We start from the raw sequence: 22,228 nt of genomic DNA, 5'->3' as shown, positions 1-22,228 counted from the left end.
ATTCCACTTTTGCTAATCGCGAGTTCTTCGTTGACGCGCGATCTGACACAAAACCGGATTCCACTTTTGCTAATCGCGCTTGGATGCTAAACGCCCGCGTTCATGCACGCCAGAGCCGCAGCGGCCGGGCGCTTCCGGGAAAGAAACAATGTCCGCCTTCAAATCCGATTTCCTGCGCACGATGAGCGAGCGCGGTTTCATCCACCAGACCTCGGACGATGCCGGCCTCGACAATCTCTTCGCCAAGGAGACGGTGACGGCCTATATAGGCTTCGACGCGACCGCCAAGAGCCTGCACGCTGGATCGCTGATCCAGATCATGATGCTGCACTGGCTGCAGCAGACCGGCCACCGGCCGATCGCGCTGATGGGTGGCGGCACTTCGATGATCGGCGATCCGTCCTTCAAGGACGAGGCGCGCAAGCTGCTGACCCCGCAGGATATCGACGACAACCTCGCCGGCATCCGCCGCAACTTCATGCCCTACCTCAAATTCGGCAGCGGCCCGAATGACGCGATCATGGTCAACAATGCCGACTGGCTGATGGAGATCAACTACGTCAATTTCCTGCGCGACGTCGGCCGTCACTTTTCCGTCAACCGCATGCTTGCCTTCGATTCCGTCAAGCTCCGGCTCGATCGCGAACAGTCGCTGTCGTTCCTCGAATTCAACTACATGATCCTGCAGGCCTATGATTTCGTCGAGCTGTACAAGCGCCTTGGCTGTCGCCTGCAGATGGGCGGCTCCGACCAGTGGGGCAACATCATCAACGGCATCGACCTCGGCCGTCGCATGGAGGACGCTCAGCTCTACGCGCTGACCACGCCGCTGCTCACCACCTCATCGGGCGCCAAGATGGGCAAGTCGGCCTCAGGCGCGGTCTGGCTCGATGCGGAAATGCTGAGCCCCTACGAATTCTGGCAGTACTGGCGCAACACCGAGGATGCCGACGTCGGCCGGTTCCTGAAACTGTACACGACGCTGCCCTTGACCGAAGTCGCACGCCTGGAGCAACTCGGCGGATCCGAGATCAACGAGGCGAAGAAGGTGCTCGCCACCGAAATCGCCGCCATGCTGCACGGCCGCGAGGCGGCGGAAAGAGCCAGCGAGACGGCGCGCAAGACCTTCGAGGAAGGCGCGCTCGCCGAATCGCTGCCGACCGTCGAGGTGGAAAATGCCAAGCTCGAAGCCGGCGTCGGTATCCTGTCGCTTCTGGTAACAGCCGGGCTGGCGGCGTCGAACGGTGAAGCGCGGCGGCATGTGCAAGGTGGCGCCGTGCGCTTGAACGATCAGCCTGTCAGCGATGATCGTCGGCTGGTGACATCCAGGGATTTGAGTCCGGAAAACGTCGTAAAGCTTTCACTCGGCAGGAAAAAGCACATCCTCGTGCGGCCGGCCTGAGGTCGATTACCGGTACTCGAAGATCGACCTGAATATACCGGGAGCGATGACGGACAGCGGATTGACGTCCAGCAGTGGCTTGTTGGCGTTGCCCTTGAGCCGGTAGGTGACGCCGATCAGGCCACGATCGCGGCCGTTGCCGAGAAGCGCGCCGACGATCGGCAATTCGCCGAAGATGCGGTTGAGGCCATAGACCGGCATGAAGGTGCCGGTCATGTCCATGTTGTTGTCCTGGTCATAAAGCGTGCCCTGGAAGGTGGTGCCGATGCGCGGACCGCGCAGCACGCCATTGGCCAGTTTCAGGTAGCCGCTGCCCTTGTCGATCTCGGCATAGCCGCGTTCGAACTTCACCCGCGACGTGTCGAGATTGCCCTTGACCGCCTGGTTGAGACTGCGGCTGTCGCCGGCCGGCGTCGTCGAGACGATGGAGGCCAGCTTCGGTTCGTTGACGACGAAGAAGTTGGTCGTATCGACCTTGCCCTTCATCGGACCGTCGCTCGCTCCCGACAGCGCCAGCGTGATCGAGCCGCCTTCCATGTGTTCGTAGATGTTGAGAAACCTCAATATGGCACCCGCATCCGCGGACTGCACGTTGAGCGCGCGGCGGCCTTCGCCGGTCGTGTTGCTGATGGTTATGGCGGCACCCGAACTTGCCGTGGCGCTGACCTTCAGCCCGTTCACCCTCGAGCCGGCCGCGCTGTAGTCGAGCTTGAGGTTGGACAATTGCTCGTCGTGGAAACCGGTCAGCTGATCGACATCGGCGCTGACCGAAATGGCGTCCGAACCGGTGGTCTTGGTCGCTGTGTCGACGTCCGAGGTGAACTGCTTGATGAGAGAACGGGCATCCAGCACGTTGCCATTGACGTCGACCGCATAGCCCTTGCCCGACCGCTTCACCGACACCGCGACGTCGTCTCCCCTGTTCAGGGCGACCTTGCTGAACCGTGCGGACGACAGCGCGCCATTGACCAGCACAACGCTGCCGTCGACGGAGAAAGTCTTTCCGTCGAGATTGAAGTCGGACAGCGTCGTGGTGTCGCCGGACTTGGTCATGACGAACGTGACATTGGCGGGAACCCCCGCGCCCTTGCTCCAGCCCGCCCAGGGAATGTCCAGCCTGGCATTGGTCAGATCGGCCGAGACGTTCTGGTTGCCGGTACCGCTCTTGTCGATGGCGACCTTCACCGTTCCGGCAAGCAGCGGCGTCAGGCCGGGCATCGCGGCGGCACGCACCTTGTCGTCGAGCACCAGAGCCACCTTGCGGCTGCGCGCCGGACCGCCGTCCTCCAGCGGCTCGACGAGATCGAGCTCGGCCGGCATGCCGTTCAGCGCTGCCTTGGCGGAGATCACCGCCTTTTCGGGGTCGATCGTGATCGAGCCGTCGGCATCCGCCACGGTCTGGCCCTCGAAAGGCTTGGCCAATGAAAGGCCCGTGTAGTCGAGCGACACCAGCCAATCTAGCTTCGAGGTGTCGATACCGGACTGCAACGGGATGTCCGCCTTGACGTGGCCGGTGACGCTGCCGGACAGGTCTTCCGGCAGGAAGCCGACATGGCGCATGGCGTTGATCGGCTCATACGAGGCGAGTTCGGCGATTGCCGGCGCTTCGCCCTCGACGTCCAGGTCGAGCGAGCCGATGACCGGTGGATGGTTCGCCGCCTTGACCGTCAGCGTTCCGTTGCTAGCCGCGACTGTACGGCCACTGGGCATGAAGACCGTGCCCGAGGTCAGCGCGATATCGACATCATTGGCACGGAAACCAACGACGCCGACCGCGTCGCGTATCGGCGGAATGCGGCCGGCCGTGTCGAAACGCGAGCCTTCGATCTGGAAGCGGCCGAACACCTCGTCGGCGGAAAGCGGCACGCCATTGCCCAGGCGATCCGGCACGACGTGGAACTGAAGGTTGGCGTCGACGACGCGGCCGCCAAACAGATTGTCCAGCACCCACAACCGCGCATTGCGCGCCGAAAACCACGGCCAAAGCTGCTTGACGTGGGAGACCGGCATGTTGTGGACGTTGAAGGCGAGATTGATCCCAGGCGCCTTGCCGTCGACGAATTCCACGGCGGCGGTGCCCAGCACCTCGCCGCTGGAATCGGAACGAAGCGCGATCTGCTCGGCCACCAACTTATGGCTTATGGTCTGATAGACGCCGGCAATTCGAGCGAGGAAAGCAAGCGCGGGCTCTGGCGACTCCGATGGCGCCAACGTCGAACCGTCGCTGGTCAGGTCGTAACGATAGGACGGCTCCTCACCGGCAGCCCCCGTCGCCGGCTTCGGCCCTACCGAGCCGGCAAAATTGAATGTCGAGCGGCCGGTCTTCAGCAGCAGCCTGTCCACCTGGATCTTGTTGCTGCCCGCAACCAGCGTCGCATCGACACCGACATCTGCCGGCAGCAGTCCACGAGCGTCAAGATCGAACACGGACCCCGTCGATGACAGCGCGGCCGTAAGGCGCGAAGCATTCGTGCCGGTCCCTTCCGATCCTGTCAGCTTCAGTGCGACCGCGCCCAACTTGCCGGCAGCGGCCGTGGTGTCACCGGCATCCGCCAGATCGATGCTCGCATTCAGCGCCGTCACGCGGTGTACCGCGATATCGCGGGTGGCGGAAGCGGCGACGGTAACCACCCTGCCGTCGACCTCCGCCTGTGACGAAAACTCCACGCCGCCCGGCCCCGACTGCGCGACGGTGGCGTCGGTGATCTTGACCCGTCTGATCGTTGCGGTGTCGGGCAGCACGAATTCGACGTTGCGAAGATCGATCCGGCGCAGCGAATCTTCCCGCACCGCGTCGAGCGCGCGGTGGATGTTGCCGAACACCGCATCGGACAGTTTCTCCGGATCGATGAGGCCGTTCTCGTTGCGCAGGGCCGCGGTCCAGTCGCCACTGGTCGGCATCGCCGCCACGACAATGCGCGCATCGGATATCCTGGCGCTGGTCAGCCGCACGTCCCCCCACAACAGCGGTATCAGGCGCACGCCGAAACGCACGCGGCCAGCATCCGCCATCGGCTTGCCGTCGGCGGTCTTCAGGCTGACGTCGCTGACCTGCAGGGCAATGAAGCTCGATCCGTCAAGGGTGATGCGCGCCGGTCCGACCGAAACATCGACATCGAGGCCGGCCAGTTTCTCAATGGCGGTTTCCGCTTCCGCCCGAAGCCGCTCGGAGCCAACGCCAGATACACCGACCAGATAGACAACGACAGCCGCCAACAACACGAGGCTGGCGAAGCCGGCGAACACCCTTGCCAGGATGCGAAAGCCGCGTCCGATCGACGCCTGACCGAGCGGCGGCACACGGCACGCGGACGGAAAAGTCCCCAGGTCTGTGATCTCATCACGCCTGAACCGAATCTTCTCGTGCTGCGGTTGCTCCTGATCCACGCAATTTTCCGTTGTACGAACTCGATCGTGGACGAATCCCCGTTCGACCCTATATCGGTGTGGCTTCGCGCGTAACCTCAAACAAGGGCATTGGTATGGCTGACCTCGATGTAGGTGATCTTGCGCCGCAATTCGATCTCCCGCGGGACGGCGGCGGATCGCTCAGCCTTGCCGCCCTGTCGGGTAAGCCCGTTGTGCTCTATTTCTATCCGCAGGACGACACAACAAGCTGCACGCAAGAGGCGATCAGCTTTTCGCAGCTGAAGCCCGAATTCGAAAAGGCCGGTGCCGTGGTGATCGGCCTGTCACCTGACAACGCCAAGAAGCACGACAAGTTCAAATCGAAATACAATCTCACCATCGACCTCGCCGCCGACGAGGAGCGCAAGGTCATCGAGGCCTATCATCTGTGGGTCGAGAAATCGATGTATGGCCGCAAATACATGGGCGTCGAGCGGGCGACGTTCCTGATCGGCCGTGATGGGCGGATCGCCAGGGTCTGGCGCAAGGTCCGGGTCAAGGACCATGCCGAGGACGTGCTGGAGGCTGTCCGCGCGCTTTGAGTTCTTGCCGGCAAGGCTGATGCGCCTTCCCCGCAACCTAATGCCCGCCTAGCGGGCCATCGCTGACGGCAAGGCGACACCGCAAAGCTTTGTTAACCCTAATAATGTGTAATCAAGCAGTCGTGGTGTCGTAACGAAAGCTTGGTCCCGTGAACGCAACCGGTCAGTCAGCAGTCTTCGGCAGGCGCAAGGAGCCCCATACAGTCATCATCGCCCGGGGCAATGAGATCAGGCACTTCACGGTCCGCCCCTGGCTCGCGGCATTTCTCGGTTCAGCGCTGGCCGCCATCGTCGTCGGCTACCTGCTGGCCACCTCCTACCTCGTACTGCGCGATGACCTGATCGGCGCGACCACGGCGCGGCAGGCCCGTATGCAGCAGGCCTACGAAGATCGCATTTCGGCGCTTCGCGCCCAGGTCGACCGCATCACCAGCCGCCAGTTGCTCGACCAACAGCTGATGGAAACCAAGGTCAGCGAACTGCTTGAACGCCAGAGCCAGTTGAGCCAGCGCCATGGCCGCCTCGGCCCGCTGCTCGAACGCGCCGAGAATGAAGTCGGAACGGCGCCAGCTCAAAATCCGGCAGCGGTTGGGAAGCCGGACAAACCCGCCGAGGTGACCGGCAGCATCAACCAGCCTGTACAAAACTACGCGGTCGCCAGTCTGAGCGCCAACCCCCGTGCTGGCGACACCAGGCCGTTCTCACTTTGGTCGACCCGCTCCGACCCGCTGCCTAACGATTCAGCCGCCGATCGCGCCGACAAACTGTTCGTGTCGATCAACCAGTCGCTGAAATCCATCGAGAGCGAGCAGCTCAGCCGCATCAGCACGCTTGCCGACAACGCCTACAAGAGCGCCGACGCGATCACCCAGGCGCTCGTAGCGGCGGGCCTGCCGGTCGATAGTGATTTCGGCAGGAGCAACAGCGATGTCGGCGGACCGCTGATACCGCTCGACAGTTCGATGATCTTCGACAGCAAGGTCAAGGAACTGGACGAGGCGCTGGACACGCTCGACCAGCTCAAGAAGGAAGCGCGCCAGCTGCCGCTTGCCAATCCGGCCCCCGGCCACTCCGTCACCAGCCCGTTCGGCGTTCGCACCGATCCTCTCCTAGGCACCGCCGCACTGCATTCCGGAATGGATTTCAGGGCCCCGATCGGCATGGCTGCCAAGGTCACGGCGCCCGGCGTCGTCACCAAAGCCGGCTGGAACGGCGGCTATGGCCGCATGGTGGAGGTCGACCACGGCAATGGTTTTGCGACGCGTTACGGGCACCTCAGCGAGATCGACGTGACCGTCGGCGAGAAACTGGACGCCGGCGCCGTCATCGGCAAGACCGGCAGCAGCGGTCGCTCGACCGGCCCGCATCTGCATTACGAAGTCCGCCACAATGGCGAAGCGATCGATCCCTTGCGCTTCCTGACTGTCGGCAAGAAGGTCGCCCAGTATCTCTGAGGCGCTCAACCCCTGGTCCAGGCCGGGGAATTATAGCCTTCGCCGGTGCGCCCGATCGCGTGCGCCAGCAGGCGGAACTGACACATTCGACGCCCGTTAGAGCAGTGGGGGTAACCCTTGTCATCAATTGATGACAAGCGCGGCCCGCTGCTCTTCGAAGGCTGCCCAAGTGTATTGCTCTGGCTTCAACACCTCGTTGAGCGCCTTCCACTCTCCAAATCGCCATCCTGGGTAGCAGAGCAGTTCGTCAAACAGGATGACGCTGCCGCTGACGAGCCTATCCCTACAGAGCGTGAGAATAGCTTTGCAGGGTGTGTAGGTGTCCGTGTCCACATGAATGAAAGCAATCGGGCCTTGATGCTGCTTAAGAAACGTTGGAAGCGTATCTTCGATCCAGCCCTTCATCAGGCTCACATTTTGCCGAACCCTCGGCACAAGGCCGTCCCTGTTGAACTGCTGACCTTTGGCTTGGAAGTCAGTTCCAGCCCAGTTTTCTTGAAGGCCTAGAAAAGCATCGAATCCAAAGATTGGCCGCGTGTCGCCGCGCGCCGTCAGCCTATCGGCAAAATGGTTGATGCTTGTCCCGTCAAAGACACCAAATTCCAGCAGAAACCCGGACTTCGCCACCTTCTCAATTGCGTAAGTTCGTATTTGCTGCTGGTCGTTGAAAAGTAATGCATTGTCCATGTGCGGCGCCACAAAATCAGCACCCTCGATAACGCAGCGCTCATGCAGTATTTGCGTCATACGCCGTTCTGGAAGCACAACTACTGATGGCTGGCGCTTTCGTTTGAGACCGTGTCTCTCCAGGAAACTTGTAAGTTTCGACACTATTTGCCGCTCCACCAAATGTGCTCTTGTGAGTGAGGCGGGATGGAAAATCAAGCGCCGTGGATTTTGCCTTCCTTGGCCCCGTCCTACACCGGTTCGCAATGGCCTCGTCGCCTGCGGACCGCGGCGCCCAAGGATGCGCAAATTATTTTTGAATTCCATTTGACTGAATAAATAACTGGTGCGAAGCTGCCCTCTCCTAAGGGGCGCAAGTCATGGCACTGCGGGGAACCAATCAGGAATTCGGCCGGCCCTACAACCGGCGTATCGTGCTTGAGTCCATCCGCCTTCATGGACCGATCGCCCGCGGCGAGATTGCCAGGCGCGTCGGCCTCACCGTCCAGACGGTATCGACCATCGTTCGCGAGCTCGAAGAGCAAGGTTACATCCTGTCCCTGCGCGAAGAGCCGAAGGGACGTGGCCTGCCGCCGGCGACCCTGCGGATCAATCCCGACGGCGGCTATGCCGTCGGCACCCACATCACCCCGCTCGGCATCAACGCCGCCTTGATCAATCTGAGCGGCGACGTGATCGAGAGCAGCTACCGCGAGGCCCCCAACGCGACGCCGGACCACGCCTTCGACCTGATCGGGGCTATGGTGATCGAATTGACCCGATTGCGGGCTGGAGGACGGGTTCTCGGAGTTGGTATGGCCCTGCCCGGGCCGTTCGGCGTCGAATCCATGAGTTTTGTCGGTCCGACCACCATGGCCGGCTGGAAGGACGTGGCGCTGCGCGAGCGGCTGGCGGCTTCCACCGGACTACCGGCCTTCTTTGAAACCGACATGGCGGCCGCGGCCATGGGCGAACGCCTCTACGGCCTTGGGGCTCAATTCTCCGAATACTACTACCTGTATTTCGGCGTCGGCCTTGGCGGTGCCATGGTTCACGACGGCAGCGTGTTGCGTGGCGCCTGGGGAAATGCCGGCGAGATCGGACACATTCCTGTCGTTCCCGGCGGCGAGAATTGCCCCTGCGGCAACAGCGGCTGCCTCGAAAGATACCTCTCGCTCGAAGCGCTCCGGCGCTGGAACGGCAGCGAGGCCGATTGGGTCGTAGAAGTCGCTCCGGTCTTCCACAACGCGGTCGCCATCATCGAGAATCTGTTCGATCCGGAAACAATCATCCTGGGCGGACTGGCGTCCACCGAACTGCTCGAGCGGCTGGCTGGCTCGACCGCGGGCCTGCACAACTCCGTCTCCGCGCGCAAAGACCGCAAGACGCCTCGAATTGTCGTAGCGCGCGGCGGGCAGCATTCGGTGTTGCGCGGCGCCGCCGCCCTTGCTGTTTCCGGAGTGCTGTCGCCCCGCTTCGGGCAGATGTTCGCTGCCGAACGCGAGCGCGAGCGCGACCTTCTCAAAAGCAGGGAGATTGCTGCATGAGCGAACCGCTGCTGGTCCTCGACAACGTCACCAAGAACTATGGCGCGATCGAAGCGCTCAAGGGGATCAGTTTCTCGATCGGCCGGGGCGAGGTCGTGGCGTTGCTGGGCGACAACGGTGCCGGCAAATCCACGCTGGTCAAGATCATCTCCGGCGGGCTGGAGCCGACTTCCGGCCGCATGTTGTTCGAGGGCAAGGAATTCCTCGCCAGGTCGCCCGCCGAAGCCAAGGCGGCGGGCATCGAAACCGTCTACCAGGACCTCTCGCTGTGCACCAATGTCGATGTGGTCGCCAATTTCTTCATGGGCCGCGAGATCACCAGGAAGGTTCTTGGCATTCCGGTGCTCGATGAGCGCGCCATGGAGGCCGTCGTCGAAAAGGCGCTGGCTACCGCCGGCACCCGCATACCTTCGCTGCGCACCAATGTCGAGCATCTTTCGGGCGGCCAGCGGCAAGCCATCGAGCTCAACCGCTTTGTCCACTGGGGCGGCAAGCTGGTGCTGCTCGACGAACCGTTCGCCGCACTCGGTGTCGAACAGACGCGGCGCGGTCTCGACATGATCCGCCAGGTGGCGAGCCAGGGCATCGGCGTCGTCATCATCACCCATATCATGCAGCAGGCCTTCCAGGTCGCCGACCGGATCGTGGTGATCCGGCAAGGCGTCGTGGCGGGCGATGTCGCGCGCAACAAAACAAGTCCCGACGCGGTGATCAACATGATCACCGGTGAGACGCTTGCCGGTGCCGGACCGGCAGGCTGAGGGACAAAAGAGGGGTCCGGCTTAACAGGAGCGAACGACATGAAGAGAATACTTCTTGCTGTCTTCGGTATCTTGGCACTGGCCTTTGCCACGCTCACGCCGGCATTCGCCCAGTCCAAGGGAACCGTATATTACTTGGTGCCGACATTGCTCGATGAGTTTCAGACCGGCTCGGTGAGCGCGCTGGAGCTGTTCGTGAAGCAGGTCGGCTATGAGGTGAAGACGCTGAACGCCGACAACAAGACCGACGCTCAGCAATCGCAGATGAATGACGTCATCGCGCTGAAGCCGGCCGCGATCATCCTTGCCGCCGTCGACTTCAATGCCCTGAAACCGTCCATCGAGGCCGCGCGCGCCGCCGGCATCCCGGTGGTCGAATTCGACCGCCAGATCACGTCGACGCTTTCGGACTTCACCTCCGTGGCCGGAACCGTCGAAATCGGCTACGTCGCCGCCGATCAGGCGCAAAAGCTGCTGACCGCGAAAAACGGCTCGGTGAAGGGAAAAATTCTGCAGGTGCTCGGCGACCCCGGCGATCCCTACACGCTCGACATCCAGAAGGGTTTTGAGGAGAAGATGAAGGCGTTTCCGGACGTCAAGATCATCTCGCTGCCGGCCATGCAATGGGAGGCCAGCAACGCCGGCACCATCGTTTCCGACCAGATGCTCGCCAACCCCGACATCGACCTGATCTTCAGCCATGCCGCTCACCTCTCGGTCGCCGCCGTCGCCTCGCTCGAGGCTGCCGGCAAGAAGCCGGGCGACGTCATGCTGATGAGCTCGAACGGCGCGCCGGTCGGCCTCGACCTGATCCGCAAAGGCTGGCTCAATGTCGAAGTCGAGCAGCCGCTCTACGCGCAGGCCGCGGCGATCGCCATGTTCATGGACAAGGTCGTCAAGAAAGAAGAAATCAAGCCCGGCGAATATGATGTGCTCGGCCTGAAATCGACCGTGACCAAGGAAGCCTGGGGCCCGAACATCAAGATCCCCGGTGCTGCCATCACCAAGGAAAACGTCGACAACCCGGCCTTCTGGGGCAACCAGAAGCCGCCGACGGACACCGTCAAATCGGTCGAATAACAGCATCCCCGCAAAAACGCTCCGGGCCATCTCGGTCCGGAGCCAATCCTCTGCAATTTCAATTTGCGCATGGTCCTGCGAAGATCGAATTAGATTTTCGGGTTCGTGCGCCAGCCGGATCAGCCCATGAACCCCCGCACCCGCCACGCCCTGGAGTTCGTCCTCGACAACCTCGTCTGGTTCATGTTGCTGTTCGTGCTGGTTGTCTTTTCCATCTTCATCCCGAACTATTTCCAGCTCGGCATCTTCGCCAACATCATCGAGGCTTCCAGCGTGCTCGGCGTCATGTCGATCGGCCTGGCGCTGGTCATCATCGCCGGTCACATGGACCTGTCGGTCGAATCGGTGGCAGCACTCAGCGCCATGGCGGTCGGCATCCTGTTCTGTTCGTCAGGCATTGGCCTTGGCGTTCAGCTCCATCCAGAGTGGTTGATGGTTCCGGTTTCGCTGCTGCTGGCGCTTGCCGTGGGTGGCCTCATCGGCGCCTTCAACGGCTATCTGGTTGTCAGGGTGAAGATGAGCGCCTTCATCATCACCCTGGCCTCCTACATCTGGGTACGAGGCCTTGTGCTGGTCATTTCGGGCGGCCGCTCGGCGCAGGACCTTGCACCGGCAATCCGCTGGTTCGGCATCCAGCGCCTCGCCGGCCTGCCGCTGACGGCCTGGATAGCAGTTGCCTGTTTCGTGGTCTTCTCGCTGATCATGGCCAAGACGCCGTTCGGCCGGCATCTCGTCATGATCGGCGGCAATGAGACGGCAACGTTCCGCGCCGGCATCCGCGTGAACCGCAATCTCATCATCGCCTTCGTGCTCGCCGGCGCCATCGCCGGCCTCGCCGGCTGGCTGCTGGCCATCCGCACCTCCGGCGCCACCGCCAATCTCGGCGTCGGCCTGCTGTTCAATGCCTTTGCCGCGGTCGTCATCGGCGGCGTCAGCCTGAAAGGCGGTGTCGGCACCCTGCCCGGCGTCTATGCCGGCGTGCTGCTGCTCTCGGCCATCAACACGGCGATCAACCTCATGGGCCTCCCGGCCAACTTCACCCAGGTGATCCATGGCCTGCTGGTGCTGGCCGCCGTGCTGCTCGACGCTTTCAAGCAAACCATTCGCCAAAGACTCGCATGACAGGACGGCTCGCATGACCAACCGGTTAAAAGACAAGGTCGCGCTGATCGTCGGCAGCGCGCGCGGCATCGGCAAGGGCATCGCGCTGCGCTTTGCCGAAGAAGGGGCAAAACTCGTGCTCGCCGACAACGAAGTCGAAGCCGGGCAAGCAACCGCTGTCGAACTCGGCGTCCCCTTCATCCGCACCGATATCTCGCGGATGAGTGACGCAGAAGCCGCCGTGACGACGGCACTGAAGCACCATGGCCGCCTCGACATCATCGTGCAGAATGCCGGCATCTATCCCTGGCAATTGATCGAGAACACCACCTCGGACGACTGGGATAGCGTCATGGCCGTCAATCTGCGCGGCACTTTCAATGCCGCGCGCGCAGCGCTTGTGCCGATGAAGGCGCAGCACTTCGGCCGCATGCTCTTCACCTCATCCATTACCGGCCCGCACGTCACCAGCCCCGGGCACGGCCACTATTCCGCCAGCAAGGCCGGAATCAACGGCTTCATCCGTGCCGCCGCGCTCGAATTCTCGGGCTATGGCATCACCGTCAACGGCGTCGAGCCCGGCAACATCCTCACCGAAGCGATCGAGCTTCACCGCGGCGCCGCCTATATCAAGAACATGGAGGACTCCATCCCGCTCGGCCGGCTTGGCAGCCCGCGCGATGTCGCCAATGCCTTCCTGTTCCTCGCCTCCGACGATGCCAGCTACATCACCGGCACGACCATTGTCGTCGATGGCGGGCAATTGCTGCCGGAGGGTAATGATTTTCGCCTCTTGCCGCCCTGATCCATGCGCCAACGGCAACGGACCGGCTGTGTCTCCTGGCAGCGAGCGGGAAGGCGAGCCGCGACTTCAAGCGCAAGATCCGGTGCTCAGTACATCAGCGGGTAAATTTCCCCTCAAAAGTTGTGTGGAACTCGGATACATCTCAAAGGTTGTGCACGAAGTGCTCACCAACGGAGGTGCTTGTGAATGACAGACGAAATCAGGACAGGCCATATCTACCAGCGGGCTCATGCTTTGGCGGAAGGTGGTTTTCACCACTCGCCAGCCGAGATCGTCGCCACGTTGCTGGCCGAAGGCTACCCGGAAGCGGCCGAGTTGCTGGACTCCAAAAACATCCATGCCGATCTGCGGCGGATTTGCAAAGCGGCGGTTGATGGCCAGCCAACTCCGCACCGCGGGCTTCGCCACTGACGCGGCGGTGGATAGATTGTGTGATTGGGATGGTGGGCGATGACGGGCTCGAACCGCCGACATCTTCGGTGTAAACGAAGCGCTCTACCAACTGAGCTAATCGCCCGCTCCGGGCCGGACCTTTAAGCGGTCAGGACCGGCTTCGCAAGGCCAAATGAGTGCTGGACGCCCTCCTTGGAGGCCGGTTTTGCCAACAAAACGCCAGCTGTCAAAAAACCTTCTCCTGATTGCTGTTATGCTGTCTTGCCGCGCTTGACACCCGCTGGCGAACCCCTTATCCAGCGGCCCAACGACGAACACGGCTGACACGTGCTCGTCAATGCGCGGGTGTAGCTCAGTTGGTTAGAGTGCCGGCCTGTCACGCCGGAGGTCGCGGGTTCGAGCCCCGTCACTCGCGCCATTTCTCTCAAGGGATAACAAGCCCTTGGCTTCAGAGAAATGTCGACATTGAATGTCAAAAACGTCTTCTTTCGTGAAGCAACTCAGGTCTTTCCGGACCCGAGTTCGAGCACTCATGGATCGGTCTCCAAATCCGCTTTTGGATCGAGCCCGCCACTTGCGCCGTTTCCTGCCAGAGCCGAGCAGAGGCTCTCTACGCGAACGGTCTAAGCCGTCGCAGAATTCTCGCCATTCCGCCTTTCGGGACATTTTTATGCGTATAGCTCTGACTGCCATGCGTCAGGCGTTTCGCCTGGTGATTGCGCATGTAGGCATCGGCCCGCTTTTCGAACGAATCACCGGCATAGTCCGGATATCGCGCGGATGCGGGATTCAGCTCATTGTAGATGGGCGCACGAAATACGGACATCTTTGCGAGAAAGCATTGATCCGAGAACCCGTAACCGACAAGGAATTCGCCCGCCCGGTCGAAACTCTCCGATCTTGCTTCGTCAAACCTGTCGTTCCAGCACAGATTCGCGACGACAAGGTCGCTCCTGCCTTCCATGAGCTGGATGGCTGGGTCGATCCACCGGTGACGACGGTTCGGGTATGAGTCGCCCTTGTAGTAGAGCAGATAGTCGGCTGTGCTGGCGTGGATGCCGACCAGTTCACTGATCGAATACAGGTAACCGCGGCCAAGGGACGTCCTGTCGATCTGGAAGAAATCCAACGCAGCATCCGCGTGATCTTCAACGAATAAATACTCGTCGAGATGGCCGCGGGCGATTGCCGCCTTCGCCGCGGCTTCGACCGGACGACGCTTCCTGACATTGTTGATGATCAGGCGGCGTCTGGAAAACGGATAGGCGCAGCGGTCCAGGACGACACGCAGATAATGTCTTCCGAGCACGATCCGCCAGTCGTTCTCGTAGCAGTTGGTTTCGAAATCGACGGTCAAGCCACCGGCATTTCTCGATGATGGTGTGGTGTCGGCCAAGGGCTGTCCTGACAGGCGGGATACCAGGTGGCTATGCTCCCAGCTCAGCTCTCGTCGAGCAGCGCCTCGACTTCCTGCAGCGTCGGCATCGACGGCGCGGTGCCGGGGCGGGTCACGGAAATGCCGGCGACGGCGCAAGCGAAGCGCACCGCCTGCAGCGGCTCAACCCCTCGCGAAAGTGCTGCCGCAAGGCCGCCATTGAAGGCGTCTCCCGCCCCCGTGGTCTCGACCACCGGCCCCGCGCTGATGGCGGGGACATGGTCGGAGCGATCCTTCGTGTGCAAAAGCGCGCCCTTGTCACCGAGCGTGACGATGACCGTGCCGACGCCCTTTTCGAGCAGCCTGTCGGCAGCGCGGCGCGCGTCGTCGACCGAGGAGACCTTCATGCCGGTCAATTCCTCCGTCTCAGTCTCGTTGGGCGTGACATAGTCGCAGAGCGTGTAGATGCGGTCGGGAAGCTTTGCCGCCGGGGCCGGATTGAGGATCGTCGTCACCCCTGCCCCACGCGCGATCTCCAGCGCTCGCATCGCGGCATCGATCGGCTGTTCGAGCTGCGTGACAAAGACGCCGGCGGCGCGGATCAGCTCGGCATTGGCCTCGATATCGGCTGGTGAAATCAGCATGGCCGCACCGGGGCTGACGATGATGGCGTTGTTGCCGGTCGTCTCCTCTACGAAGATGTAGGCCGCTCCCGTGTAACTGTCGGGCGTATCGATGACGGCGCTCTTGACGCCGGCCTCCTGCCAGGTTCGCTTGGCCATGTCGGCGAAGGCATCGACGCCGAGCCTTGTCAGGAATGTGGTGTCGGCGCCGAGCTTGCCGGCGGCGACCGCCTGGTTCGACCCCTTGCCGCCAGGGCCGAGCTTGAAGGAGTTGCCGAGGATCGTTTCGCCCATGCGCGGCTGGCGCTCGGCGCGATATGCAGTGTCGGCGACAAAGACGCCCAGGATGACGACGGGCTTGCCGGAGGCCATGCTGCTACTCCGCATCCGGCGGCACGACGCCCTTGCGGAAGGCGAAGCAGCCGTAGAAGCGGCGTTCCCCTGTCTGGATTACGCAATAGGCCTGCTTGGCGCGCTCGTAGAAGGCGTAGCGCTCGACGGAAATCATCGGCCAGGCCTTGCCTTCGGCCTTGTCGATCTCCTTTTGCACTTCCTTCTGCACCGGCGGGATCTCGTCCGGCTTGCCGACGATCTCCATCCGTGCGGCAGAGTCATCGACAAAGGTGTCCAGCGGATAGAGCGACAGCACCGCCTTTACCACCTCCGCGGCCGACGCATCGATGCGCAGCAGCTTGCCGTGCACGGTCTTCTTCGCCACCGAATCGGACGGGAAGTTGGTGTCAGCGATGATCAGGTCATCGCCATGGCCCATCGCCCGCAATGCCTGAAGCACGTCAGCATTGAGCAGCGGATTGATGCCTTTGAGCATGATAGTCCTCGTGAAGTCCGTTTGAGATCAGAGACGCTTGCCGGTCTCGGCGTCGAAAAGATGGATCTGGTCGAGCCTTGGCTTGAGCTTGAGCGTGTCGCCGGGCTTGAAGTCGTGGCGCTCACGGAACAACGCCACCATCTCGCCCTCACCAAAGCGGAGGAACACCAGCGTTTCCGAACCGGTCGGCTCAACCACCGAAATCTTCGCCGGCACGCCATCGGGATGGATTTCCAGATGCTCCGGCCGCACGCCATAGACGACGGCCTGCCCGTCCTGCGCGGCATTGTCCGCGGCAATCGGGAACAGTGTGCCTGATATTTCGACGCCGGGCCTGGCGCCTTTGCGCATGACGCCCTTGAGCAGGTTCATCGACGGCGAGCCGATGAAGCCGGCGACGAAAAGATTGGCCGGCCGGTCGAACAGTTCCAGCGGCGCGCCGACCTGCTCGATGCGGCCATCGCGCATGACGACGATCTTGTCGGCCATGGTCATGGCCTCGATCTGATCGTGCGTGACGTAGATGGTGGTGGTCTTCAGCCGCTGATGCAGTTCCTTGATCTCGGTGCGCATCTGCACGCGCAGCTTGGCATCGAGATTGGACAGCGGCTCGTCGAACAGGAACACCTGCGGATTGCGCACGATGGCGCGCCCCATCGCCACGCGCTGGCGCTGGCCACCGGAGAGCTGCCGGGGATAGCGTTTCAGATAGGGATTGAGGTCGAGGATGTCGGCGGCGCGCTTGACCCGCTCGGCGACCTCGGCCGGATCGGTTTTGCGCAGTTTGAGGGCAAAGGCCATGTTCTGCTCGACCGTCTTGTGCGGATAGAGCGCATAATTCTGGAACACCATAGCGATGTCGCGCTTGGCCGGCGGCAGATGATTGACGACGCGGTCGCCAATGGAGATCGTGCCGCCGGAGACGGTCTCCAGCCCGGCCACCATTCTCAGCAACGTGGACTTGCCGCAGCCGGAGGGACCGACCAGCACCACGAACTGCCCGTCGGCAATGTCGACGCTGACCTCGTGCAGAACCTTGACGGTTCCGAACGCCTTGGCCACCTTGCTGATTGCGACTTGCGCCATGTCTCCCCCAATCGGCTCCATTGGCCGTAGGCGCAGAAGCTAACCAACGCGACCGGTCAGGGCAAGTCGGTCTCTTATAGATAAAAACCTGTCCTCGTTGACACGGCAGTTGGTTGTGAGAATAGTGGTAGGTGCTGGTCCAAAGTCGGTGGCCGATCCGCAATCGGAACATCAATCGATGCAGGGTGGGGTCCTGCGTAATTCGTTTCCGAGCCGGGAGAATCGCTGGTGTTCCAGCGTCCGACAATGACCACATCCATTCACACTGATATTCTGGGAGGAATAGTCCATGAGAACCGATCTTTACGAAAAGCTGGTCCGTGCCGGTGCCACAAGGCGCGACATCCTGAAGGGCGCGGCCAGCATGGCCGCTATCGCAGCCGCATCCGGCGCCGGGCTTGGCGCATTGACGCGTCCGGCCTCCGCCGCCAGCGAGCTTCGCACGAAAATCCTGCAGATCCCCGGTGTCGGCAAGGGTCAGCCGACCGACGCCGATTTCCAGAAGGTCGGCGAGCTTTGCCTGGAAGCAACCAAGGCCAACGTCAAGGAAGGCGAATTCGCCGGCGTCGAGCTGACCTTCATGGGTCTCAACAACCAGAACCTGCATAATGTGCTGTTCCGCGGCTTCCTGAAGCCATGGGAAGCCTATACCGGTGCCAAGATCAGCTGGATCGACCTGGCGCAGGCCGACTATAACGCCCGCCTCCAGCAGTCGATCGCCACCGGCACCGTTGATTTCGACATCATCGAGATGGGCGCGCCGTTCGAAGGCGATGTCTGCGGCAAGGGTCTCACGTCGGAAATGCCCGACTGGGTCAAGAAGCAGATCGATTTCGACGATCTGGTCAACTATCTCAAGCCTCCGGTCGGCACCTGGGACGGCAAGCAGTATCGCGTGACCATTGACGGCGACGCGCACAATTTCAACTACCGCACCGACGTGTTCGCGGACGCCGATCTCGCCAAACAATGGAAGGATGGCGGCGGAGAAGGCGAGTGGGGCGTGCCGAAGACCTGGCAACAGGTCCAGGCGGTCACCAAATTCCTCAAGGGCAAGAAGTTCAAGGGCCAGGACGTCTACGGCTACCTCGATGCGCCCAAGCCCTGGGGCGGATTCGGCTTCTACTTCCTTGGCAGCCGCGCCAGCGCCTATGCCAAGCATCCGGATGACAAGGCCTGGCTGTTCGACGCCGACACGATGAAGCCGCGCATCAACAATCCGGCCTGGGTGCGGGCAATCCAGGACGTCATAGACGCCTTGCCTTCCGAACCGGCGGACCAGATCAACGCTGACCCGAACACCACCGGCTTCCAGCAGTTCCTGGCCGGCACTGGTTCGATGATCCCCTGGTGGGGCGACATCGGTTCCAACGTCAAGACCAACGATTCCTCGGTCATTGGCGATGTCACCGGCTTCTCGATCCTGCCCGGTTCCGACGACGTCTACAATTCCAAGACCGGCAAGTGGGACAAGCTCGCCAGCGGGCCGAACTACGCGCCGAACTGCGCCTATCTAGGCTGGGGCGTCTATGTGATGGCGCGCGTCGATGCCGACGAGAAGAAGAAGAAGGCGGCCTGGTCCGCCGCCGCCCATCTCGGCGGCAAGGACCTGTCGATCTGGACGGCGATGTATCCGTCGGGCTTCCAGCCCTACCGCAATTCCCACTTCGACATTCCGGAATGGGTGGCGGCAGGCTACGACGAGGCTTTCATCACCTCGTACCTCAAGTCTGAAGGCGACTCCTACAACCACCCGAACGCGGCGATCGAGCCACGCATCCCCGGCATCTTCCAGTACTACAGCGCCGCCGAGGACATTCTGGCCAACACCTTCGCGGGCAAGATGAAGGCGCAGGAAGGCGCCGACGCCATTGCCGCGGCTTGGGAGAAGCTTACCGACCAGATCGGCCGTGAAAAGCAGGTCAAGCTCTACAAGGCTTCGCTCGGCATGTAGGCTGGTTTTATATGAACCCGTGGTCCGGCGGCAAAGGCCGCCGGACCACAACTGACCGGCTCCGTCTCATCGCGGAGCCCCCTGAATGGGCGAGATTTGTGGCTGACCAGACTTCGACCGCGAGCCAGTGGCCGGCAGACGCCGCCCCTTACGACCTGATTTCACCAGCCCGTAAACGGCTGGGCTGGGCGTTGATGGCTGCTGCTACGCTCGGCCTGCTGGCAACGATCCTTGTCCAGATCCTTTACAAGAGCGAGGTCGACACGATCGGCTTCGAGACGTGGCGCCCGGTCGTCTACGCCTATGTGCTGTGGGGCGTGGCAATCGGCATCGGCCAGGTGCTGACACGCGGTGAAGACGGCCAGCGCGCGCTGTTCCTGCTGCCGGCGCTGCTGTTCACCATCGCCATGGTGATCTTCCCGACCCTGTTCGGCTTCTACATCGCGCTTACCGACTGGAACCTCAGCTCCTTCAGCGGCCGCAGGTTCAACGGGCTCGACAATTTCTGGCAGATGCTGGGCGATCCCTACTATCGCAATGCGCTGTTCAACATGGTGCTCTATGTGCTCGCCGTGCTGGTCGAATATGTCATCGCCTTCGGCCTTGCACTGCTGCTCAACGCGCAGATCCGCGCGCGAAAGTTCTTCCGTGTCGTCTTCCTGATGCCGCTGATGCTGTCGCCGGTCGCGGTGTCGTGGATGGTCGGCAAATCGCTGATGGAATATCGCTTCGGGCCAGCGGCAACACTGGCCCGCTATCTCGGCTGGGAAAACCCGGCCTTCTTCTCGGATCCGATCACGGCGCGCATCTCGATCATGGTGCTGGATGCCTGGACCTTCATCCCGTTCATGATGATCATGCTGCTCGCCGGCCTGCAGGCGATGTCGCGTGAGATACTCGAAGCCGCGCGGGTCGACGGTGCCAATGCATGGCAGACCTTCTGGCAGGTCACCTTTCCACTAATGCTGCCGGTGTCGGTGACGGCCGTCATCCTGCGCATCATCTTCAAGCTGAAGCTTGCCGACATCATCATCACGGTGACGTCCGGCGGCCCGGGCGGTGCCACCGATTCCGTCTCCAGCTTCATCTATCGCGAATACCGCGACCGCTCGAATGTCGGTTACGGCACCATGCTGGCGATGGCCTATCTCGTCATCATCGTCGTGTTCGTGACCTGGCTGCTGAAATTCGCCAACCGCTTCGTGCGCAACGTTAACTGAGCGGTGGGAATCATGAGCGTTCAAACCACCGAATACACCGTTTCCGAAATCCGCTCTCCGGCGAGCTTCATCACCAGCCGCGTCTTCATCTACGGCGCGCTGGTGTTCTGGGCCTTCATCTGCCTGTTCCCGATCTACTGGACGCTAACCACTTCGTTCAAATCGGCGGTCGATGTCACCCAGGGCCACCTGATCCCCTTCGTCGACTTCCAGCCGGACTGGAAGGGCTGGCGTTCGCTCGGCCTGTCGCCGGATTCGATCTTCCAGACCTCCACGGTGCGCGATGAGTTCTTCAAGCGCTTCATGAACTCGGTCATCACCTCGGTCGGCGCGTCGAGCCTCGCCATCGTCATCGGCAGCCTGGCGGCCTATGGGCTCACCCGCTATCGCTACCGTTTCGCCTGGTTCAAGAACGAGGACATCTCGTTCTTCTTCCTGTCGCAGCTCATCCTGCCGCCGGTGGTGCTGGCGCTGCCCTTCCTGGTGCTCTACCGGGAGGTCGGCCTGCTCGACACACGCATCGGGCTGATCCTGCTCTACACGCTGATGGTGCTGCCGATCGTCATCTGGATCATGCGCGACCAGTTCAACTCGATCCCGGTCGAGCTCGAGGAAGCGGCACTGGTCGACGGGCTTTCGATCTGGGGAGCGTTCCTGCGCATCGTCATGCCGATCGCGTTGCCGGGCATGGTCGCCGCCTTCATCCTGGCGATGGTGCTGTGCTGGAACGAATATTTCTTCGCCGCGCTTCTGACTTCGACCGACGCCAAGACAATTCCCGTCATGGTGGCGAGCCAGACCGGCTCGCAAGGCATCAACTGGTGGTCGATGGCAGCGCTGGCCACTGCGGCAATAGCGCCACTTGCCGTTATCGGCATCGCGCTGGAACGTTATCTGATCATGGGCATGACTGCCGGGGCAGTGAAGTGACGACCGGATACTGGTTCGCGCGCAACATCCGCGTGGGCCACCAGGGTTACGACCGCTACGGCAAGGGTGCCACGCCGGTCGCCTGGCAAGGCCAGGCCGTCATCGCCGGCTTTGTACTGGCGATGGTGGGAGGCGGCCTCTGCATGCTGCTGATCGTGCTCTACACCAAGCTGTTTCCACTTGGCATCGCGCTCTTTGCCATCCTTGCCATTGCCGGCGGCGGCACGTTCATTTGGGCCGTGGCAACGAAAAGCGATCCGGACAAGTCGATCGCCGACTACCGGGCAGAGCGGCAGAAAATCCGCGGTTAGCCCCTCAGGATCGTGCGCAGGTGATCCATGATCATGGCGACGCCCCCTTCTCCAAGCTCAGCCGATGCCTCCTTGGCGCTCGCCGTGTACCAGCCCGTATTGTCGGCGAGGTGGGCGGCATCGACAGCTTCGGGGCATAGCGCCAACATCAATGACGTCTCGCCAATGCCGGCATGGTCGAACGGGTACTTGCCGTTCATTGCCGCCGGCATCAGCGGATCCACCTGCACCCAGTTGAAGAAGTTTTCACCCGCAGCGTGTCCCGAATAGTAGTCGGCCATCGCCTCCGAACCCCACCAGCCCTCGCCACGCTGCTTCTCGAGGAAGCGGAAGATCGCCTGGCGGCCGGCGGTCTTGAAGGCGAGATCGGTCGGCATGCCGGCGGCGAAATTCTCGGTCTGGTGGTGGATGATGGCGTGGATGTTGCGGAAGCCGATGCGCAGCAGGCTGTAGAACAGCTCCTCCGCGAACGGCGCCAGCGCATTGCCACCGACCTGCACCGAGCCATTGCCTTCCGGCGGCGCCACCGCATAGCTCGCCGCGCCGTAGTAGAAGGGCGGCAGGATGACAATGTCCCTCTCCTTCTCGAGTAGATCTAGCGTCTTGACGACGGCCAGCGTGTCCATGCCGACGGCCATGTGCTCGCCGTGGTATTCGAGCACCCCGAGCGGCAGTGCCACCGGCCAGTTCTCGGCGATCGCCTTGCGGATCTGGTGTGGCAGCATCAGTTCATAGCGCATG

The 22,228-nt window shown here is 62.0% G+C and carries 20 protein-coding genes and 2 tRNA genes; 14 read left to right on the top strand and 8 right to left on the bottom strand.

The window, feature by feature from the left end:
• Positions 1-148: 148 nt before the first annotated feature.
• The gene (tyrS, locus tag BLS48_RS13270; RefSeq protein WP_091578240.1) at positions 149-1,402 is read left to right on the top strand and encodes a tyrosine--tRNA ligase; all 1,254 of its coding nucleotides are present in this window, start codon (positions 149-151) and stop codon (positions 1,400-1,402) included.
• Between the two features lie 6 nt (positions 1,403-1,408).
• Here tyrS and BLS48_RS13265 read toward each other — a convergent pair whose 3' ends face one another.
• Positions 1,409-4,789, bottom strand: a complete 3,381-nt coding sequence (locus BLS48_RS13265) for a DUF3971 domain-containing protein (protein ID WP_091578238.1) — start codon at positions 4,787-4,789, stop codon at positions 1,409-1,411.
• A gap of 95 nt (positions 4,790-4,884) precedes the next feature.
• On the opposite strand from BLS48_RS13265, the gene BLS48_RS13260 reads away from it, so the two are divergent.
• Together BLS48_RS13260 and BLS48_RS13255 are read left to right on the top strand one after the other, a co-directional pair.
• On the top strand, positions 4,885-5,352 hold the full coding sequence (locus BLS48_RS13260; RefSeq protein WP_091578237.1) for a peroxiredoxin: 468 nt from the start codon (positions 4,885-4,887) through the stop codon (positions 5,350-5,352).
• Between the two features lie 149 nt (positions 5,353-5,501).
• On the top strand, positions 5,502-6,806 hold the full coding sequence (locus BLS48_RS13255) for a M23 family metallopeptidase (RefSeq protein ID WP_091578235.1): 1,305 nt from the start codon (positions 5,502-5,504) through the stop codon (positions 6,804-6,806).
• Between the two features lie 123 nt (positions 6,807-6,929).
• Here BLS48_RS13255 and BLS48_RS13250 read toward each other — a convergent pair whose 3' ends face one another.
• Positions 6,930-7,553 carry a class I SAM-dependent methyltransferase gene (locus BLS48_RS13250; protein WP_167365069.1) on the bottom strand — a complete coding sequence of 208 codons (624 nt, stop codon included), beginning with the start codon at positions 7,551-7,553 and terminating at the stop codon, positions 6,930-6,932.
• Positions 7,554-7,852: 299 nt separating this feature from the next.
• On the opposite strand from BLS48_RS13250, the gene BLS48_RS13245 reads away from it, so the two are divergent.
• The 6 genes from BLS48_RS13245 to BLS48_RS13220 all read left to right on the top strand — a co-directional run bounded on the left by BLS48_RS13245 (position 7,853) and on the right by BLS48_RS13220 (position 13,177).
• Entirely contained in the window at positions 7,853-9,019 is a 1,167-nt protein-coding gene (locus BLS48_RS13245; protein WP_091578232.1) for an ROK family transcriptional regulator, read from the top strand.
• Positions 9,016-9,780, top strand: a complete 765-nt coding sequence (locus BLS48_RS13240; protein WP_091578231.1) for an ATP-binding cassette domain-containing protein — start codon at positions 9,016-9,018, stop codon at positions 9,778-9,780. The genes BLS48_RS13245 and BLS48_RS13240 overlap by 4 nt, the downstream gene beginning before the upstream one ends.
• Positions 9,781-9,819: 39 nt before the next feature.
• Positions 9,820-10,860 (top strand): sugar ABC transporter substrate-binding protein, encoded by a 1,041-nt coding sequence (locus BLS48_RS13235; RefSeq protein ID WP_091578229.1) that lies wholly within the window; start codon positions 9,820-9,822, stop codon positions 10,858-10,860.
• Between the two features lie 126 nt (positions 10,861-10,986).
• Positions 10,987-11,982, top strand: coding sequence for an ABC transporter permease (locus tag BLS48_RS13230; RefSeq protein WP_091578228.1), 996 nt, complete (start codon positions 10,987-10,989; stop codon positions 11,980-11,982).
• A 13-nt stretch (positions 11,983-11,995) separates the two neighbouring features.
• A complete protein-coding gene (locus BLS48_RS13225; RefSeq protein WP_091578226.1) occupies positions 11,996-12,766 on the top strand; it encodes an SDR family NAD(P)-dependent oxidoreductase in 771 nt (256 codons plus the stop codon).
• 186 nt (positions 12,767-12,952) lie between these two features.
• A complete protein-coding gene (locus tag BLS48_RS13220) occupies positions 12,953-13,177 on the top strand; it encodes a hypothetical protein (protein WP_091578225.1) in 225 nt (74 codons plus the stop codon).
• A gap of 30 nt (positions 13,178-13,207) precedes the next feature.
• On the opposite strand, the gene BLS48_RS13215 is transcribed toward BLS48_RS13220, so the two are convergent.
• Positions 13,208-13,283 (bottom strand) — tRNA-Val (locus BLS48_RS13215).
• Between the two features lie 217 nt (positions 13,284-13,500).
• Between BLS48_RS13215 and BLS48_RS13210 the strand changes: the two genes are divergently transcribed.
• Positions 13,501-13,577, top strand: a tRNA-Asp gene (locus BLS48_RS13210).
• A gap of 192 nt (positions 13,578-13,769) precedes the next feature.
• Here BLS48_RS13210 and BLS48_RS13205 read toward each other — a convergent pair.
• The 4 genes from BLS48_RS13205 to BLS48_RS13190 are packed head-to-tail and all read right to left on the bottom strand — an operon-like array spanning position 13,770 to position 17,072.
• A complete protein-coding gene (locus BLS48_RS13205; RefSeq protein ID WP_143019424.1) occupies positions 13,770-14,555 on the bottom strand; it encodes a hypothetical protein in 786 nt (261 codons plus the stop codon).
• A 44-nt stretch (positions 14,556-14,599) separates the two neighbouring features.
• Entirely contained in the window at positions 14,600-15,529 is a 930-nt protein-coding gene (rbsK, locus tag BLS48_RS13200; protein WP_091578222.1) for a ribokinase, read from the bottom strand.
• A 4-nt stretch (positions 15,530-15,533) separates the two neighbouring features.
• Positions 15,534-15,986, bottom strand: coding sequence for an RbsD/FucU family protein (locus BLS48_RS13195; RefSeq protein ID WP_091578221.1), 453 nt, complete (start codon positions 15,984-15,986; stop codon positions 15,534-15,536).
• A gap of 27 nt (positions 15,987-16,013) precedes the next feature.
• Positions 16,014-17,072 (bottom strand): ABC transporter ATP-binding protein, encoded by a 1,059-nt coding sequence (locus BLS48_RS13190; RefSeq protein ID WP_091578219.1) that lies wholly within the window; start codon positions 17,070-17,072, stop codon positions 16,014-16,016.
• A gap of 289 nt (positions 17,073-17,361) precedes the next feature.
• Between BLS48_RS13190 and BLS48_RS13185 the strand changes: the two genes are divergently transcribed.
• The 4 genes from BLS48_RS13185 to BLS48_RS13170 all read left to right on the top strand — a co-directional run bounded on the left by BLS48_RS13185 (position 17,362) and on the right by BLS48_RS13170 (position 21,487).
• Positions 17,362-19,026, top strand: a complete 1,665-nt coding sequence (locus BLS48_RS13185) for an ABC transporter substrate-binding protein (protein WP_091578218.1) — start codon at positions 17,362-17,364, stop codon at positions 19,024-19,026.
• Between the two features lie 98 nt (positions 19,027-19,124).
• Positions 19,125-20,246 (top strand): carbohydrate ABC transporter permease, encoded by a 1,122-nt coding sequence (locus BLS48_RS13180; RefSeq protein ID WP_091578216.1) that lies wholly within the window; start codon positions 19,125-19,127, stop codon positions 20,244-20,246.
• 12 nt (positions 20,247-20,258) lie between these two features.
• The gene (locus tag BLS48_RS13175; RefSeq protein ID WP_091578215.1) at positions 20,259-21,176 is read left to right on the top strand and encodes a carbohydrate ABC transporter permease; all 918 of its coding nucleotides are present in this window, start codon (positions 20,259-20,261) and stop codon (positions 21,174-21,176) included.
• A complete protein-coding gene (locus BLS48_RS13170; RefSeq protein WP_091578213.1) occupies positions 21,173-21,487 on the top strand; it encodes a hypothetical protein in 315 nt (104 codons plus the stop codon). The genes BLS48_RS13175 and BLS48_RS13170 overlap by 4 nt, the downstream gene beginning before the upstream one ends.
• On the opposite strand, the gene BLS48_RS13165 is transcribed toward BLS48_RS13170, so the two are convergent.
• Complete coding sequence (locus BLS48_RS13165; protein WP_091578211.1) at positions 21,484-22,227, bottom strand: creatininase family protein; 744 nt, start codon at positions 22,225-22,227, stop codon at positions 21,484-21,486. The genes BLS48_RS13170 and BLS48_RS13165 overlap by 4 nt on opposite strands.
• Between the last annotated feature and the right edge of the window lies 1 nt (position 22,228).

The sequence above is a fragment of the Mesorhizobium qingshengii genome (assembly GCF_900103325.1).
GTDB classification, from domain to species: Bacteria; Pseudomonadota; Alphaproteobacteria; order Rhizobiales; family Rhizobiaceae; genus Mesorhizobium; species Mesorhizobium qingshengii.
Note: the sequence above shows the minus strand (reverse complement) of the source record. Positions and strands in the feature narration are given on the sequence as shown.